The 16030-nt window shown below is 69.2% G+C and carries 12 protein-coding genes; 1 reads left to right on the top strand and 11 read right to left on the bottom strand.

The window, feature by feature from the left end:
* Positions 1-72: 72 nt before the first annotated feature.
* From rodA to AC069T_RS29500, 9 genes are all read right to left on the bottom strand, one after another.
* Complete coding sequence (gene rodA / locus AC069T_RS29540) at positions 73-1272, bottom strand: rod shape-determining protein RodA (RefSeq protein ID WP_358855491.1); 1200 nt, start codon at positions 1270-1272, stop codon at positions 73-75.
* A 31-nt stretch (positions 1273-1303) separates the two neighbouring features.
* Positions 1304-3556, bottom strand: coding sequence for a penicillin-binding protein 2 (gene mrdA, locus AC069T_RS29535; protein ID WP_478785656.1), 2253 nt, complete (start codon positions 3554-3556; stop codon positions 1304-1306).
* A 128-nt stretch (positions 3557-3684) separates the two neighbouring features.
* Positions 3685-4353 carry a rod shape-determining protein MreD gene (gene mreD / locus AC069T_RS29530; RefSeq protein WP_358855493.1) on the bottom strand — a complete coding sequence of 223 codons (669 nt, stop codon included), beginning with the start codon at positions 4351-4353 and terminating at the stop codon, positions 3685-3687.
* A 12-nt stretch (positions 4354-4365) separates the two neighbouring features.
* A complete protein-coding gene (gene mreC, locus AC069T_RS29525; RefSeq protein WP_478785655.1) occupies positions 4366-5307 on the bottom strand; it encodes a rod shape-determining protein MreC in 942 nt (313 codons plus the stop codon).
* 157 nt (positions 5308-5464) lie between these two features.
* On the bottom strand, positions 5465-6484 hold the full coding sequence (locus AC069T_RS29520; protein ID WP_356377630.1) for a rod shape-determining protein: 1020 nt from the start codon (positions 6482-6484) through the stop codon (positions 5465-5467).
* A 363-nt stretch (positions 6485-6847) separates the two neighbouring features.
* The gene (gene ndk / locus AC069T_RS29515) at positions 6848-7261 is read right to left on the bottom strand and encodes a nucleoside-diphosphate kinase (protein ID WP_121403076.1); all 414 of its coding nucleotides are present in this window, start codon (positions 7259-7261) and stop codon (positions 6848-6850) included.
* 116 nt (positions 7262-7377) lie between these two features.
* A complete protein-coding gene (locus tag AC069T_RS29510) occupies positions 7378-7737 on the bottom strand; it encodes a DUF4233 domain-containing protein (protein ID WP_478785654.1) in 360 nt (119 codons plus the stop codon).
* 2 nt (positions 7738-7739) lie between these two features.
* Positions 7740-9260 (bottom strand): bifunctional tetrahydrofolate synthase/dihydrofolate synthase, encoded by a 1521-nt coding sequence (gene folC / locus AC069T_RS29505; protein ID WP_478785653.1) that lies wholly within the window; start codon positions 9258-9260, stop codon positions 7740-7742.
* Between the two features lie 187 nt (positions 9261-9447).
* A complete protein-coding gene (locus AC069T_RS29500) occupies positions 9448-12078 on the bottom strand; it encodes a valine--tRNA ligase (RefSeq protein WP_478785652.1) in 2631 nt (876 codons plus the stop codon).
* 136 nt (positions 12079-12214) lie between these two features.
* Here AC069T_RS29500 and AC069T_RS29495 point away from each other — a divergent pair, with 136 nt between their 5' ends.
* Positions 12215-13150, top strand: a complete 936-nt coding sequence (locus tag AC069T_RS29495) for a hypothetical protein (RefSeq protein WP_478785651.1) — start codon at positions 12215-12217, stop codon at positions 13148-13150.
* Positions 13151-13737: 587 nt separating this feature from the next.
* On the opposite strand, the gene clpX is transcribed toward AC069T_RS29495, so the two are convergent.
* The gene (clpX, locus tag AC069T_RS29490; RefSeq protein ID WP_478785650.1) at positions 13738-15027 is read right to left on the bottom strand and encodes an ATP-dependent Clp protease ATP-binding subunit ClpX; all 1290 of its coding nucleotides are present in this window, start codon (positions 15025-15027) and stop codon (positions 13738-13740) included.
* Between the two features lie 160 nt (positions 15028-15187).
* Positions 15188-15868, bottom strand: a complete 681-nt coding sequence (locus tag AC069T_RS29485; protein WP_358849940.1) for an ATP-dependent Clp protease proteolytic subunit — start codon at positions 15866-15868, stop codon at positions 15188-15190.
* Positions 15869-16030: the final 162 nt, after the last annotated feature.

Raw genomic sequence — 16030 nt, 5'->3', positions numbered from 1 at the left:
CCCTCCGGCGGGCCACGCCGGAGGGTCCCCGGGCCCTGTCCGGCCGGTCCTCGCGGACCGGCCGGACGGGATCTAGGCGGACATCGGCCGCTGCACCCTGATGGACTGGAGCAGTCCTACGGCCACCCAGACCGCGAACATCGAGGATCCGCCGTACGAGACGAACGGCAGGGGAAGGCCGGCGACCGGCATGATGCCGAGGGTCATGCCGACGTTCTCGAAGGCCTGGAAGGCGAACCAGGCGATGATGCCGGCGGCGACGATGGTGCCGTAGAGCTCGGTCGTCTCGCGGGCGATGCGGCAGGCGCGCCACAGGATGACGCCGAGGAGCAGCAGTATCAGTCCGGCGCCGACGAAGCCCAGTTCCTCGCCCGCCACCGTGAAGACGAAGTCGGTCTGCTGCTCGGGGACGAACTGGCCGGTGGTCTGCGAGCCCTTGCCGAGGCCGGTGCCGAAGAGGCCGCCGGAGCCGATGGCGATGCGCGCCTGGTTGGTGTTGTAGCCGACGCCGGCCGGGTCGAGCTCGGGGTTGGCGAAGGCCGCGAACCGGTTGATCTGGTACTCGTCGAGGATGTGCAGCTGCCAGACGGCGAGCGCGCCGAGGGCGCCCGCGCCGATGATGCCGAAGACCCAGCGGTTGGAGGCGCCGGAGGCGAGCAGTACGCCGAGCACGATGATGACCATGACCATGACCGAGCCGAGGTCGGGCATGAGGAGCACGATCAGTATCGGTACGGCGGCCAGGCCCAGGGACTGCAGGACGGTGCGGTGGTCCGGGTAGGGCTTGTCGCCCGCGTCGACGCGGGCCGCGAGCAGCATCGCCATGCCGAGGATGATCGTGATCTTCACGAACTCGGAGGGCTGGAGCGAGAAGCCGCCGCCGAGGACGATCCACGCGTGGGCGCCGTTGACCGTCGCGCCGAGCGGGGTCAGCACGAGCAGGATCAGGGAGACCGAGAGGCCGTAGAGGACCGGCACGGCGGTGCGCAGGGTGCGGTGGCCGAGCCAGATCGTGCCGATCATCAGCGCGAAGCCGATGCCGGTGTTCATCAGGTGGCGGATCAGGAAGTAGTACGGGTCGCCCTGGTTGATGTCGGTGCGGTTGCGGGTCGCCGAGTGGACGAGGGCCGTGCCGATGAGCGAGAGCGCGATGGCGGAGAGCAGTATCGGCCAGTCGAGCCGGCGGGTGAGGGAGTCGCGGGCGAAGACGCGGGTCCAGCCGGCGCGCTCGGGCCCGTAGCCGGACACGGAGAAGCCGTTCGTGCCGGTCATGTGAGCCCTTCCTGGTTCGTGCGCGCGCCGGTCATGCGAGGGGCCTTTGCCGCTTCCCGGGGCGGGCGGAGCGCCTGCGGGTGTCGCGGTTGGTCGGGTCGGGCGGGGCGGTGGTGCCCGCGGGCTGGTCCGGGTCCGTGCCGGCTGGCTGGTCCTTCTCGCTCGCCTGCTGGTCCTTGACGGGGTCCTCGGAGACCTTCGGGGCGTCGATCGAGCCGTCCGGCTGGATCTTCGGCAGGCTCTTCTCCGGGGTGGGAAGCAGCGCCCTCTTCTTGTCGATCGCGCCGTCCTCGGAGACGCCGTACAGCGCGTTGTAGATCTTGCGCACGGCGGGGCCGGAGGCGCCGGAGCCCGTACCGCCCTGGGAGATGGTCATCACGACCGTGTAGTCCTTGGTGTACGTGGCGAACCAGGAGGTCGTCTGCTTGCCGTAGACCTCGGCGGTACCCGTCTTGGCGTGCATCGGGATCTCGTCCTGCGGCCAGCCGCCGAACCGCCAGGCGGCCGTACCGCGGGTCGCGACTCCCGCGAGGGCACCGTCTATCTCGTCGCGCGTCTTCCGCGTCATGGGCAGCCTGCCGTGCGAGGTGGGCTTGATCTCCTGCACGGTCCTGCCGTCGGCGCTGATGACGGCCTTGCCGACCCGCGGGTCGTAGAGGGTGCCGCCGTTGGCGATGGCTCCGTAGATCGTGGCCATCTGGATCGGGGTGACGAGGGTGTCGCCCTGGCCGATGGAGTAGTTGACCGCGTCACCGGCGCGCATCTTGTTGCCTTCTAGGCAGTTCTCGTACGCGATCTTCTGGACGTAGTCGCCGTCCTTCTTGCCGGTCTTGCACCAGGCGTCCTTGTTGGACTTCCAGTAGCTCTGCTTCCACTGGCGGTCCGGGACACGGCCGGAGACCTCGTTGGGGAGGTCGATGCCGGTCTCCTTGCCGAGGCCGAACTGGTGGGCGGTCTTGTAGAACCAGTCGGCGGGGTGCTTCTTCGGCTTGTTGCCGCCGTCCTTCTGCCACTCCTGGTGCGAGAGGCGGTAGAAGACGGTGTCGCAGGAGACCTCGAGGGCGCGGCCGAGGCTGATCGAGCCGTATCCCTTGGACTCGAAGTTCTTGAAGACCTGGCCGCCGAGGTTGTACGAGCTGGAGCACTCGTAGTTGCCGTCGAAGGGGTAGCCGGCGTTCACGGCCGCGGTGGTCGGGATCACCTTGAAGATGGAGCCGGGCGCGGCCTGGCCCTGGATGGCGCGGTTGAGCAGCGGGTAGTTGGACTTCTTGCCGGTGAGCTGCGCGTAGTCCTTGCCGGAGATGCCGCCGACCCAGGCGTTCGGGTCGTAGGCCGGGTTGGACGCCATGGCGACGACCCGGCCGGTCTTCGCCTCCATGACCACGAGCGCGCCGGCGTCGGCCTTGTAGTTCTCGCCGGTGTTCTTGTCGAACTCGGTGCGGGCGGTCTTCATGGCCTCGTTGAGCTCGTACTCGGCGATGCGCTGCACGCGGGAGTCGATGCTGGTGACGATGTTCGAGCCGGGCTCGGCCGCGTCGCTCTCGGCCTTGCCGATGACCCGGCCGAGGTTGTCGACCTCGTAGCGGGTGACGCCCGCCTTGCCGCGCAGCTGCTTGTCGTACTGGCGTTCCAGGCCGGAGCGGCCGACCTGGTCGCTGCGCAGGTACGGCGAGTCGGTGTCCTTGGCCTTCGTGATCTCCGCGTCGGTGACCGGGGAGAGGTAGCCGAGCACCTGGGCGGTGTTGGCCTTGCCGGGGGCGGCGTAGCGGCGGACGGCCTCCGGTTCGGCGGTGATGCCGGGGAAGTCCTCGGAGCGCTCCCGGATCTGCAGGGCCTGCTTGGGCGTGGCCTCGTCGGTGATGGGGATCGGCTGGTACGGCGAGCCGTTCCAGCACGGCTGGGGCGTCTTGGCGTCGCACAGCCGGACCTTCTCGACGACGTCCCTGGGCTTCATGTCCAGCACGTCGGCGAGCTTGGTGAGGACGCCCTTGCCGTCGTCCTTCATCTTCATCAGGTCGGTGCGCGAGGCGGAGACGACCAGCCGGGTCTCGTTGTCGGCGATGGGCACTCCGCGCGCGTCCAGGATCGAGCCGCGCACGGCGGGCTGCACGACCTGCTGGACGTGGTTGCCCGAGGCCTCCTTGGCGTACTCGTCGCCGTTGCGGATCTGGAGGTACCAGAGCCGTGCGCCGAGGGTCCCGAGGAGGGAGAGCACGAGGATCTGGATGACGACGAGCCGGATCTGGACCCGTGGGGTCCGGCCGGTCTCGGGGATGTTGGTCACTGCGGCTGCCTCCCCCTCTCAGTGTGTGTACGAGTAGTGCGCGTGCGCGGCCCGCCGGTGCGCGCGGCCGGCGCGGCCTGCCGGTCGCTGTGCCCGCGCGGTCGTCCGTCGCTCTCGCTGCCCGGTGATCACAGGCGCTTGACCCCCTTGATGCGTCCGGCGCGGGCGACGCGCGCCCTGGCCGCCTTGACCCGCAGGCCGCTGCGCTGGCTGCCGATGCGCAGGCCCGTGCCGGAGGACAGCCAGCCGGAGGAGACGTCGGCCGCCTTGGCGGCGTTGCTGTCGGCGAGCGGGTCGTTCTCGGCGCGCCGGGCCAGGGCCATCAGGCCGGGCACCACGAACGGGGCGAGCAGCAGGTCGTACAGGGCGGCGGTGAACAGCAGGCTGCCGAGGCCCACATGGCGGGCGGCCGTGTCGCCGACGAGGGCGCCGACTCCCGCGTACAGCAGGGTGGAGCCGATCGCGGCGGCGACGACGACGGCCATCGGGCCGGTCGCCGACTTGAGCCGGCCGTTCTCCGGTTTCGCGAGTCCGGCGAGGTAGCCGATGACGCACAGCACGAGGGCGTAGCGCCCGGCCGCGTGGTCGGCGGGCGGGGCCAGGTCGGCGAGCAGGCCCGCGCCGAAGCCGACGAGGGCGCCGCCGACGTGGCCGTAGACCATGGCGAGGGCGAGCACGGTGAGGAGTGCCAGGTCGGGGACGGCGCCCGGGAGGTGCAGCCGGGCGAGGACGCTCACCTGGATGACCAGGGCGACGACCACCAGGGTGGTGGAGAGCAGCATCCGGTTGAAACGCATGGGATTCGGCTCCTACTGCTGCTGTTGGCCGTCGACGGGCGCGTTCGCCGAGGGGGTGACCGTCACGGTCACCGTCGGCGTGGGGGTGGGTTTGGGCTTCGGCGGCAGCACCTCGTCGCGCGGGTCCTTGCGCGGGGCCTCCACGACGACGCCGACGATGTCGAGCTTGGTGAACGAGACGAACGGCCGCACGTAGACCGTGCGCGTCAGGTCGCCGCCGGAGGGGTCGACGCGGGAGATCACGCCGACCGGGACGCCGGGCACGAACGGCTTGTCGCGCTGCGAGCCGAAGGTCACCAGCCGGTCGCCCTTGGCCACCTTGGCCTTGCCGTTGAGGAGTTGGACGCGCAGCGGGCGGTCGCCCTGCCCGTCGGCGAAGCCGAGTTCGTCGCTGGACTCCATGCGGGTGCCGACGGTGAAGTCGGGGTCGTTGGCGAGGAGCACGGTGGCGGTGCTCGGGCCGACGGTGGTGACGCGTCCGACGAGGCCGTCGCCGTTGAGGACGGTCATGTCGCGCCTGATGCCGTCGTTCGCGCCGACGTCGATGGTGACGGTCCAGGAGAAGCCCTGGGCCGCTCCTATGGCGATGACCTGGGCGCCCTTGATGCCGTACTGGCCGGCGCCCGCCGTCTTGAGCATCTTGTCGAGCTGCCTGACCCGGCTGCGGTTGCGGTCGTCGCTGCCGAGCTTCGCCTTCAGCGCCGCGTTGTCGTGCTCCAGCTGGGCGATGCGGTCGTGCCGGTCACCCGAGTCGCGGACCGCGGCGACCGCGTTGCCGACGGGGTCGACCGCGGACGACACCCCGTTCTCGATCGGGCCGAAGACGGTGGCCGCGGCATGCCGGGCACCGTCGACCGGTGAGTCCTCCCCACCGCGGATGTCCACCGTGATCAACGCGAACGCGATGGCGATCAGCAGCACCAGGAGCAGCCGGCTCTCTTTCGTGTCCCTCACGTGCGGCGGCCGTGCCTTCCTCGTCGGAATTGTTCGGGAATTCGTGGCTGACGCCCCGGCGAGCGACGCGGGGCGGCATGGGGGAGCTTATGCCTCTATATCAACGATCCGCCGTACGAGAGGAGATCATCTCGTACGGCGGAATCGCAGTGTCGTGTCATCGGCGCGGCTGGGCGTCCAGGACCTGCTGCAGCGCCTCGAACTCCTCGACGCATTTGCCGGATCCGAGCGCCACGCTGTCCAGCGGGTCCTCGGCGATGTGGATCGGCATGCCGGTCTCCCGGCGCAGCCGCTCGTCGAGACCGCGCAGCAGGGCTCCGCCGCCGGTCAGAACGATTCCGCGGTCCATGACGTCGCCGGACAGCTCCGGCGGGCACTTGTCGAGGGTCGTCTTCACGGCGTCGACGATCGCGTTGACCGGCTCCTCGATGGCCTTGCGGACCTCGGCCGCGGAGATGACGACGGTCTTCGGCAGTCCGGAGACCAGGTCCCGGCCGCGGATCTCGGTGTGTTCGTCATTGTCGAGGTCGTACGCGGAACCGATCGTGATCTTGATCTGCTCGGCCGTCCGCTCACCGAGGAGGAGGCTGTACTCCTTCTTGATGTGCTGGATGATCGCGTTGTCCAGCTCGTCGCCCGCGACGCGGATGGACTGGGCGGTGACGATGCCGCCGAGCGAGATGACCGCGACCTCCGTGGTGCCGCCGCCGATGTCCACCACCATGTTGCCCGTGGCCTCGTGGACCGGCAGGCCGGCGCCGATGGCCGCGGCCATGGGCTCCTCGATGATGTGCACCTGGCGGGCACCCGCCTGGGACGAGGCCTCGATGACGGCGCGGCGCTCGACGCCCGTGATGCCCGAGGGCACACACACGACGACGCGAGGACGAGCGAGGTAGCGCCGCTTGTGGATCTTCAGGATGAAGTAGCGGAGCATGCGCTCGGTGATCTCGAAGTCGGCGATGACGCCGTCCTTCAGCGGACGCACGGCGACGATGTTGCCCGGGGTCCGTCCGATCATCTTCTTCGCTTCCGCGCCGACCGCGAGGATGCCACCGGTGTTGGTGTTGATCGCGACGACGGACGGTTCGTTGAGTACGATCCCGCGACCCCTGACGTACACCAGCGTGTTGGCGGTCCCGAGGTCGACAGCCATGTCACGGCCGATGAACGACATTGAGTTCCCCATCAGGATTCGTCTGGCCTTCCCAAGTGGAGCTTTTGATGGCTTTTTAGGTCGGCGAGGTGGGTGCTGTGACGTGAAGGCTTCCATCGTAGACGCGCCTGCACGAACACTGCGCGAGGGTCTTCGCCAATTGTCAGCAGATGATGCGGCGCCCCGCTTGTGGAGACGGGCCATCGGGGGCATGCGTTCCCCCGATCGGCACGGCATATGCCGGAGGACGGCCGAAATACTCCGGCCGTCCCTGGTCGAACGGGCCCCACTGCTGACATGACGTCAGAAAAACTGTTGCACACGGGTGCCGGGCGGGTCCGCCGGCCACCGCACCGGAAGCAGGCTCCCCAGGGGGAACGAACGTCAGACCCGGCCGGGGAAGAAGATCTTCAGCTCACGCTCGGCGGACTCCTCGGAGTCGGAGGCGTGGATCAGGTTCTCCCGGACGATCACTCCGAAGTCGCCGCGGATGGACCCGGGCGCGGCGGCGATCGGGTCGGTCGGACCAGCCAGCGCCCGCACACCCTCGATGACGCGCTCACCCTCGACGACGAGCGCCACGACGGGACCGGACGCCATGAAGGCCACCAGCGGCTCGTAGAAGGGCTTGCCCTTGTGCTCGCCGTAGTGCTGCTCCAGCGTGTCCTGGTCCAGGGTCCGCAGTTCCAGCGCGGTGATCTGCCAGCCGGCCTTGCGCTCGATACGGCTGATGATCTCGCCGGTCAGGCCGCGACGGACGGCGTCCGGCTTGAGCAGGACGAGGGTGCGCTGGCTCACGGTGGTGGCTCCTTCGATCACATGGTGTGCGGGCTCAGAGGCTACAGGGCCGCGCCGAGCCGTCGTTACTCAGTGTCAGGCGGTCCCCTGCCCGGACCGCGCACGGTTCCGCCCGCTCAGGCGCCGGACGCAGTGCCCGTACCGCTCTGCGCCGCGAAGCGGGCCGCCTTCGCCTCGTCGATCCTGCGCCCGTAGTGGACCGAGGCCCACCACAGGGCCGCGAAGACCGCGCCCATGAAGAACATGGCGGGGACGGCGAAGCCGGAGGCGATCAGGGCGATCTGCAGCGCCCAGCCGAGCTGGACGCCACCGGGCCGGGTGATCACACCGCAGAACAGCACGCACAGCGCCATGGCGATGCCGCTCACCGTCCAGACCGTGGCGACGTCCAGGGCCGGATCCTTCATGGCCACCAGGCCGGCGAAGCCGATCACGAAGAACTCGCCGATCAGAGTCGACGCACAGAGCGTACGCACGGTCAGCCCCTCCCCAGGAGCAGTCGGGCCTCGCCGACGGTGATGACGGAACCGGTGACGAGGACGCCGCCGCCGGCGAACTCGCCCTCCTCCTCCGCGAGGGTGATCGCCGCCTCCAGCGCGTCGTCCAGACGGGGCTCCACCTGGACGCGGTCCTCGCCGAAGACCTCGACGGCGATGCCGGCCAGCTCGTCCGCGTCCATCGCGCGATGGCTGGAGTTCTGGGTGACCACGACCTCGGCGAAGATCGGCTCGAAGGCCTCCAGCAGCCCTCGTACGTTCTTGTCGCCGCTGGCGCCCACCACACCGATCAGCCGGCTGAAGTCGAAGACCTCGCTGACGGCCCCGGCGGTGGCGCGGGCGCCCGCGGGGTTGTGCGCGGCGTCCAGGACGACGGTCGGCGAGCGGCGGACGATCTCCAGGCGGCCCGGCGCGGTGACCGAGGCGAAGGCCTTGCGGACGGTGTCGATGTCCAGGCCCTGGGAGTGGGCGGCGCCGACTCCGAAGAACGCCTCGACCGCGGCGAGCGCCACCGCGGCGTTGTGCGCCTGGTACGCGCCGTGCAGCGGGAGGAAGACCTCCTCGTACTCCCCGCCGAGTCCGCGCAGGGTCAGCAGCTGGCCGCCGACTGCGACATGGCGCGCGACGACGCCGAACTCCAGGCCCTCCCTGGCCACCGTCGCGTTCACCTCGACGGCCTTCTTCAGCAGGACCTGGGCCGCGTCCACGGGCTGCTGGGCCAGGATGACGGTCGCGTCCTGCTTGACGATGCCGCCCTTCTCCTGGGCGATCTCGCCGGGCGTGGAGCCGAGCCGGTCGGTGTGGTCGAGGTCGATGGGCGTGATCACGGCGACATCACCGTCGATGACGTTGGTGGCGTCCCAGCTGCCGCCCATCCCCACCTCCACCACGGCCACGTCGACGGGCGCGTCCGCGAAGGCCGCGTACGCCATGCCGGTCAGCACCTCGAAGAAGGACAGGCGGTACTCCTGCTGGGCGTCGACCATCTCGACGTACGGCTTGATGTCGCCGTACGTCTCGATGAACCGCTCCGCGGAGACCGGCGCGCCGTCCAGGCTGATGCGCTCGGTGACCGACTGCACGTGCGGGCTCGTGTACCTGCCGGTGCGCAGCTCGAAGGCGCCGAGCAGGGCCTCGATCATGCGGGCGGTGGACGTCTTGCCGTTCGTCCCCGTGATGTGGATGGAGGGGTACGCGCGCTGCGGCTCACCGAGGACGTCCATCAGCGCGGCGATGCGGTCGACCGAGGGCTCCAGCTTGGTCTCGCCCCAGCGCGTGGCGAGGTCGGCCTCGACCGCGCGCAGCGCCCTGTCGGTCTCCGGGTCGGCGGGGCGCGCGGGGACGTCCGACTGCGGCAGGCCGCCCTGGGTGCGCAGGGTGCGGCTGCCGGCCTCGATCACCGCGAGGTCCGGGTCGCGCTCGGTCTCGTGCGCGACGATCTCGTCGAAGGGATCGAGCGGGTCGGACTCGCTGCTGTCGTCGTGCGGGGGGAGCTCACTCACGGGCCCAGTCTACGGAGCCCGGCCGACACCCGGCGCGGGGGCGCACGCCTCGACGCCGGACGCGGGAATCCAGCCGCTCCGGCGTCCAGGAGCGAGGTCCGGGGCCGAGCACCGTGGCGAAGGCGAGGCGGGCGGGAACAGCGAGGCCCCCGGTGCCACCTCGGCACCGGGGGCCCGCACGTACCGGTTAGGCCTGCGGGAGCCGGTCCAGCTGGGCCTGGATACGGGCGATGTCCTCGTCGGCCTTGGCGAGCCGCGTACGGATCTTCTCCACGACCTGGTCCGGGGCCTTCGCGAGGAACGCCTCGTTGCCCAGCTTGGCGTTCGCCTGGGCCTTCTCCTTCTCGGCGGCGGCGAGGTCCTTGGCCAGCCGCTTGCGCTCCGCGGCGACGTCGATCGTGCCGGAGAGGTCGAGCGCGACCTGCGCCCCCGCGACCGGCAGGGTGGCCGTGGCGGTGAACGCGTCGCCCTCCGGCTGGAGGCGCAGCAGCTGCCGGATGGCCGCCTCGTGCGGGGCCAGGGCGGTCCCGTCGAGCGTCAGCCGGGCCGGGACGCGCTGCCCGGGCTGGAGCCCCTGGTCGGCACGGAAGCGGCGGACCTCGGTGATGACCCGCTGGAGCGTCTCGATCTCCCGCTCGGCGGCGTCGTCACGGAAGCCGCTGTCCTTCGGCCAGGCCGCGACGACGACCGACTCGCCACCGGTGAGGGTGGTCCAGAGGGTCTCCGTGACGAACGGGACGACCGGGTGGAGCAGGCGCAGGGTGACGTCCAGGACCTCGCCGAGGACCCGTCCGGAGACCTTCGCGGCCTCGCCGCCGGCCATGAACGTCGTCTTGGACAGCTCGACGTACCAGTCGAACACCTCGTCCCACGCGTAGTGGTAGAGGGCGTCGGAGAGCTTCGCGAACTGGAAGTCCTCGTAGAACGCGTCGACTTCGGCGACGGTCTTGTTCAGCCGGGACAGGATCCAGCGGTCCGTCGCCGACATCCGGGACGCGTCGGGCAGCGGGCCCTCGACCGTCGCGCCGTTCATCAGCGCGAACCGCGTGGCGTTCCAGATCTTGTTGGCGAAGTTGCGGGCCGCCTGGACCCAGTCCTCGCCGATCGGCACGTCCGTACCGGGGTTCGCGCCGCGGGCGAGGGTGAAGCGGACGGCGTCGGAGCCGTACGCGTCCATCCAGTCGATCGGGTCGACGACGTTGCCGAAGGACTTCGACATCTTCTTGCCGCGCTCGTCGCGGACCAGGCCGGTGAGCGCGATGGTCCTGAAGGGGACCTCGCCGTCCATCGCGTACAGGCCGAACATCATCATCCGGGCGACCCAGAAGAAGATGATGTCGTGTCCCGTGAGCAGGACATCGGTGGAGTAGAACTTCTCCAGGTCCGGGGTGCGCTCCGGCCAGCCGAGCGTGGAGAACGGCCACAGGCCGGAGGAGAACCAGGTGTCCAGGACGTCGGTGTCCTGGGTCCAGCCCTCGGCCTCGGTACCCGGCGGCTCCTCGTCGGGTCCGACGCAGACGACCTCGCCCGCGGGCCCGTACCAGACGGGGATCCGGTGGCCCCACCACAGCTGCCGGGAGATGCACCAGTCGTGCATGTTGTCGACCCAGTCGAAGTAGCGCTTCGACATGTCGGCGGGGTGGATCTCGACGCGGCCGTCGCGGACGGCGTCACCGGCGGCCTTGGCCAGCGGGGCGACCTTGACCCACCACTGCATGGACAGCCGCGGCTCGACCGTCGTGCGGCAGCGCGAGCAGTGGCCCACGGAGTGGACGTACGGGCGCTTCTCGGCGACGATCCGGCCCTGCGAGCGCAGCGCGCCCACGATGGCGGCGCGGGCCTCGTACCGGTCGAGACCCTGGAAGGGGCCGTGGACCGTGATGACCGCACGCTCGTCCATGACCGTGATCGACTCCAGGCCGTGGCGCTGGCCGATCGCGAAGTCGTTCGGGTCGTGGGCGGGGGTGACCTTGACGGCACCGGTGCCGAACTCGGGATCGACGTGCGTGTCCGCGACGACGGGGATGGCGCGGTCGGTCAGCGGCAGCTTGATCCGCTTGCCGATCAGGTGCCGGTAGCGCTCGTCGTCGGGGTGGACGGCGACGGCGGTGTCGCCGAGCATCGTCTCGGCGCGGGTGGTGGCGACCACGAGGGTCTCCTCGCCCTCGCCGTACCGGATGGAGACGAGCTCGCCGTCGTCCTCCTGGTACTCGACCTCGATGTCGGAGATCGCCGTCAGACAGCGCGGGCACCAGTTGATGATGCGCTCGGCGCGGTAGATCAGCTCGTCGTCGAACAGCCGCTTGAAGATCGTCTGGACGGCCTCGGACAGGCCCTCGTCCATCGTGAACCGCTCGCGGGACCAGTCGACCCCGTCCCCGAGCCGGCGCATCTGGCCGAGGATCTTGCCGCCGTACTCCTCCTTCCACTGCCAGACGCGCTCGACGAACTCCTCGCGCCCCAGGTCGTGGCGGGACTTGCCCTCCTCGGCGAGCTGCTGCTCGACCTTGTTCTGGGTGGCGATACCGGCGTGGTCCATGCCGGGCAGCCACAGCACCTCGTACCCCTGCATGCGCTTACGGCGCGTCAGGGCGTCCATGAGCGTGTGCTGGAAGGCGTGGCCCAGGTGCAGGGAGCCGGTGACGTTCGGCGGCGGGATGACGATGGTGTACGGCGGCTTCTCGCTCTTGGCGTCCGCGGTGAAGTAACCCCGTTCCACCCAGCGCTCGTACAGCTTCCCCTCTACCTCGGCCGGCGCGTACTGGGTCGGCAGTTCGGGAGTGGATGCTGGCGGCTGCTGCTGAGCGTTGTCGGTCACGGGGTCAGTTTAGAGGTGTCACGGGCCCGTCCCGAAACGGGATTCTTTGGTAACGGTGAGGCCCCCGACACCGTGCGCCGTACGGCTTTGCGACAGGATGTTCGGAACACATGAATATCTGGAGGGGAACCCAGTAATGAGCTACAACCAGCCGGGCCCGTACGGCGGGCAGCCCCAGCAGCCCGGACCCTACGGTCAGCAGCCGCAGCAGCCCGGACCGTACGGTCAGCAGCCGCAGGCGCCCCAGCCCGGTTACGGCTACCCGCCGCAGGCTCCCCAGCAGCCCGGCTACGGCTATCCGCAGCAGGCTCCCCCCGGTGTTCCGCCCCAGCAGCCGTACGGCCAGCAGCCCTACGGCGCCCCGCAGCCGCCCGCCCCCGCCGACGGCAAGAAGAAGACCGGGCTCATCATCGGCGCGGTGGCGGTCGTCGCCGCGATCGCGGTCGGCGCGTACTTCCTGCTCGGTTCGGGTGGTGGCGGCGGGGACGTCGCGGACGACGGGCCTCACAAGCTGACGACTCCGGCCAGCGTGCTCGACGGCCAGTACAAGAAGAGCAAGTCCTCGAACTCCTCGACCATGTCCGACAAAGACGTCAAGGACTTCGAGAAGTGGGGCGTGAAGGACGCCAAGGACGCGAGCGCCGGTTACACCAGCGGCAGCGGCCTGACCGCCAAGAACCTCACCTTCAGCGGGGTGTACGGCACCATTGACGACCCGGAGGCGGTCGTCGACGCCATGTTCGCCAAGGTGAAGAGCGAGTCCGAGAAGGACCAGAGCAGCGACGACACCACGGGCAAGCTGATCGGTAGCCCGCAGGAGTTCACGCCGGACGGCTTCGAGAACGGCATCCTGAAGTGTCAGGAGAGTGAGATCACCGACAACGACACGTCCGGCACTAGCACCACCCCGAAGACGATGAAGATGCCGATCTGCATCTGGGGTGACCACTCAACCGTGGCCTCGGTGTTCGCGGTGGACCTCGCCAGCCTCACCACCGGCAAGGGCAGTTCGATGGACAACACAGCAGAGCTCGCAGCGAAGCTGCGCGAGGACGTCCGCGTCAAGGCATGAACCGTCCTCCGATCCCGGCGCACACGGGCGAGGGGCCACCCGGTCGGGTGGCCCCTCGCTGGTCACTGCTCACAGTGTGGTTTTGACTTCAGGCCCACTCGCAAGCCGAACGAGCGACCGAGGCTTTGACCCCGATGTTCTTCAGGCCCGAGAGACAGAGCGGATGGGGGACATCGGCGCCGATGGGCGCATAGATCGCGGAATGTGGGCAAGCAGCCTTCGCCTTCGGGCCGACGCTGTATCCGTTGGCGGCGACAACGCCCGCGCATTGGTTCGTGGAGGCCGAGGCTGACGAAGCGGACATGAGGGGCGCAGCCCCGACAGCCGCGAGCAGGCCGACTGTGACCAGAACTCGCTTCATAGTGGTATTCGCGCAAGATCCCTTTTGCAGAGTCGGTAGTCGACTCGAACGAGCGTTTCACTCACCTACGGGATCCGGGTTGAAACAGTGACTTGTTGGCGCGAACCTGACTGATCCAGTCGCAAACTACATCCAACGGTGTCCACAGTGCGCAGCCCGTCTGCAACCAGCAGAAAGGGCGCCCGCCGCATTCGGCTGGCGCCCGTTCCTTCCGCTCAGCGAGTGATCACGCCGTCTTCTGCTCCCCCGGGCCGCGCCCGTTGCGCGCGTCCCTCGGGATCAGCGTCGGGTTCACGTTCGAGTGAACGACGTCCGCGCTGATGACGACGCGGGCCACGTCCTTGCGGGACGGGACCTCGTACATCACCGACATCAGGACCTCCTCCATGATGGCGCGCAGTCCGCGGGCGCCGGTCTGGCGGAGGATGGCCTGGTCGGCGATGGCCTCCAGCGCCTCGCGCTCGAACTCCAGCTCCACACCGTCGAGTTCGAAGAGGCGCTGGTACTGCTTCATCAGCGCGTTGCGCGGCTCCACCAGGATCTGGAGGAGTGCCTCGCGGTCCAGGTTGTGGACCGAGGTGATGACGGGCAGCCGGCCGATGAACTCGGGGATCATGCCGAACTTCACCAGGTCTTCCGGCATGACGGCCTCGAACTGGTCCTTGGACTCGATCTCGCGCTTCGAGCGGATCGTCGCGCCGAAGCCGATGCCCTTGGCGCCGGCCCGCGACTCGATGATCTTCTCCAGGCCCGCGAAGGCACCGCCCACGATGAACAGCACGTTCGTCGTGTCGATCTGGATGAACTCCTGATGGGGGTGCTTGCGGCCGCCCTGCGGCGGGACCGAGGCGGTGGTGCCCTCCAGGATCTTCAGCAGGGCCTGCTGCACGCCCTCGCCGCTCACATCACGGGTGATCGACGGGTTCTCGCTCTTGCGGGCGACCTTGTCGATCTCGTCGATGTAGATGATGCCGGTCTCGGCCTTCTTGACGTCGTAGTCCGCCGCCTGGATCAGCTTCAGCAGAATGTTCTCGACGTCCTCGCCGACGTATCCCGCCTCCGTCAGCGCGGTCGCGTCGGCGATGGCGAACGGGACGTTCAGCATGCGCGCCAGCGTCTGGGCGAGGAGGGTCTTCCCGGAGCCCGTGGGGCCCAGCAACAGGATGTTCGACTTCGCCAGTTCGATGGCGTCGTCACGGCCCTGCGCCCCGCCGTTCTCCCCGGCCTGGACCCGCTTGTAGTGGTTGTACACCGCGACCGAGAGCGCCTTCTTGGCGGCCTCCTGGCCCACGACGTACCCCTCGAGGAACTCGTAGATCTCGCGCGGCTTGGGAAGTTCCTCCCAGCGGACCTCGCTCGTCTCCGCGAGTTCTTCCTCGATGATCTCGTTGCAGAGATCGATGCACTCGTCGCAGATGTAGACACCGGGGCCTGCGATGAGCTTCTTGACCTGCTTCTGGCTCTTGCCACAGAACGAGCACTTGAGCAGATCGCCGCCGTCACCGATGCGTGCCACGGTGTGCTTCCCCTTCGCCTGGGAGACGCCTAGGTCCAGCGGCTCCTGGTGCTGCCTTATGTCCGACGGTACCTTGCCGGGCCCCCCGTTCGGGCCCCCCTTGGCACGGTTCACTTTGACGTGCTCCGTGCCAAGGAGCGGCAGACGATACAGCCTCGCGTCAGGCAACCGCCGAGTTGTTCATCTTCCGGGTGGAGATGATCTGGTCGATCAGGCCGTACGCGAGCGCGTCCTCGGCCGTGAGGATCTTGTCGCGCTCGATGTCCTCGCGGATCTTCTCGATCGGCGTGGTGGAGTGCTTGGCCAGCATGTCCTCCAGCTGCGAACGCATCCGGAGGATCTCGTTCGCCGCGATCTCGAGGTCGGAGACCTGGCCGCGGCCGGTCTCGCTGTAGGGCTGGTGGATCAGCACGCGCGCGTTCGGCAGCGCCATGCGCTTGCCCGGCGTACCGGCGGCCAGCAGGATGGCGGCCGCGGAGGCGGCCTGGCCCATGCAGACCGTCTGGATGTCCGGCTTCACGAACTGCATCGTGTCGTAGATGGCCGTGAGCGCCGTGAAGGAGCCGCCGGGGCTGTTGATGTAGACCGAGATGTCACGGTCGGGGTCCATCGACTCCAGGCACAGCAGCTGCGCCATGACGTCGTTGGCGGAGGCGTCGTCGATCTGCACGCCGAGGAAGATCACGCGCTCCTCGAAGAGCTTCGCGTACGGGTCGTACTCACGCACGCCCTGCGAGGTGCGCTCGACGAAGCGCGGGATGACGTAGCGGGACTCCGCGCGAGGACCGGTGTACTCGGCCTGCGCGCGGGCGTAGATGCCGCTGCCGGGGAAGTCGTTCACTGTGTCTCCTGGAAGCCTGAAAGGGGCCTGAGGCGGTCGCCTGGGGGCTTGAGGGGCTCGGGGGGGGGGGGGGGGGGGGGGGGGGTCGGCTGGTGGGGGGGGAGCCTGGGTGGGGGGGTGGGGCCCGCTACATGGAGCGGTCGCACGGGATGCGGGGTGTGG

The organism is Streptomyces sp. NPDC043867 (assembly GCF_056435845.1).
Note: the sequence above shows the minus strand (reverse complement) of the source record. Positions and strands in the feature narration are given on the sequence as shown.

Bases quoted from the DNA above. Each gene is read 5' to 3' on its own strand.
- rodA (WP_358855491.1), bottom strand. From the start codon at position 1,272: ATGACCGGCACGAACGGCTTCTCCGTGTCCGGCTACGGGCCCGAGCGC.
- mreD (WP_358855493.1), bottom strand. From the start codon at position 4,353: ATGCGTTTCAACCGGATGCTGCTCTCCACCACCCTGGTGGTCGTCGCC.
- AC069T_RS29520 (WP_356377630.1), bottom strand. From the start codon at position 6,484: ATGTCGTTCATCGGCCGTGACATGGCTGTCGACCTCGGGACCGCCAAC.
- AC069T_RS29495 (WP_478785651.1), top strand. From the start codon at position 12,215: ATGAGCTACAACCAGCCGGGCCCGTACGGCGGGCAGCCCCAGCAGCCC.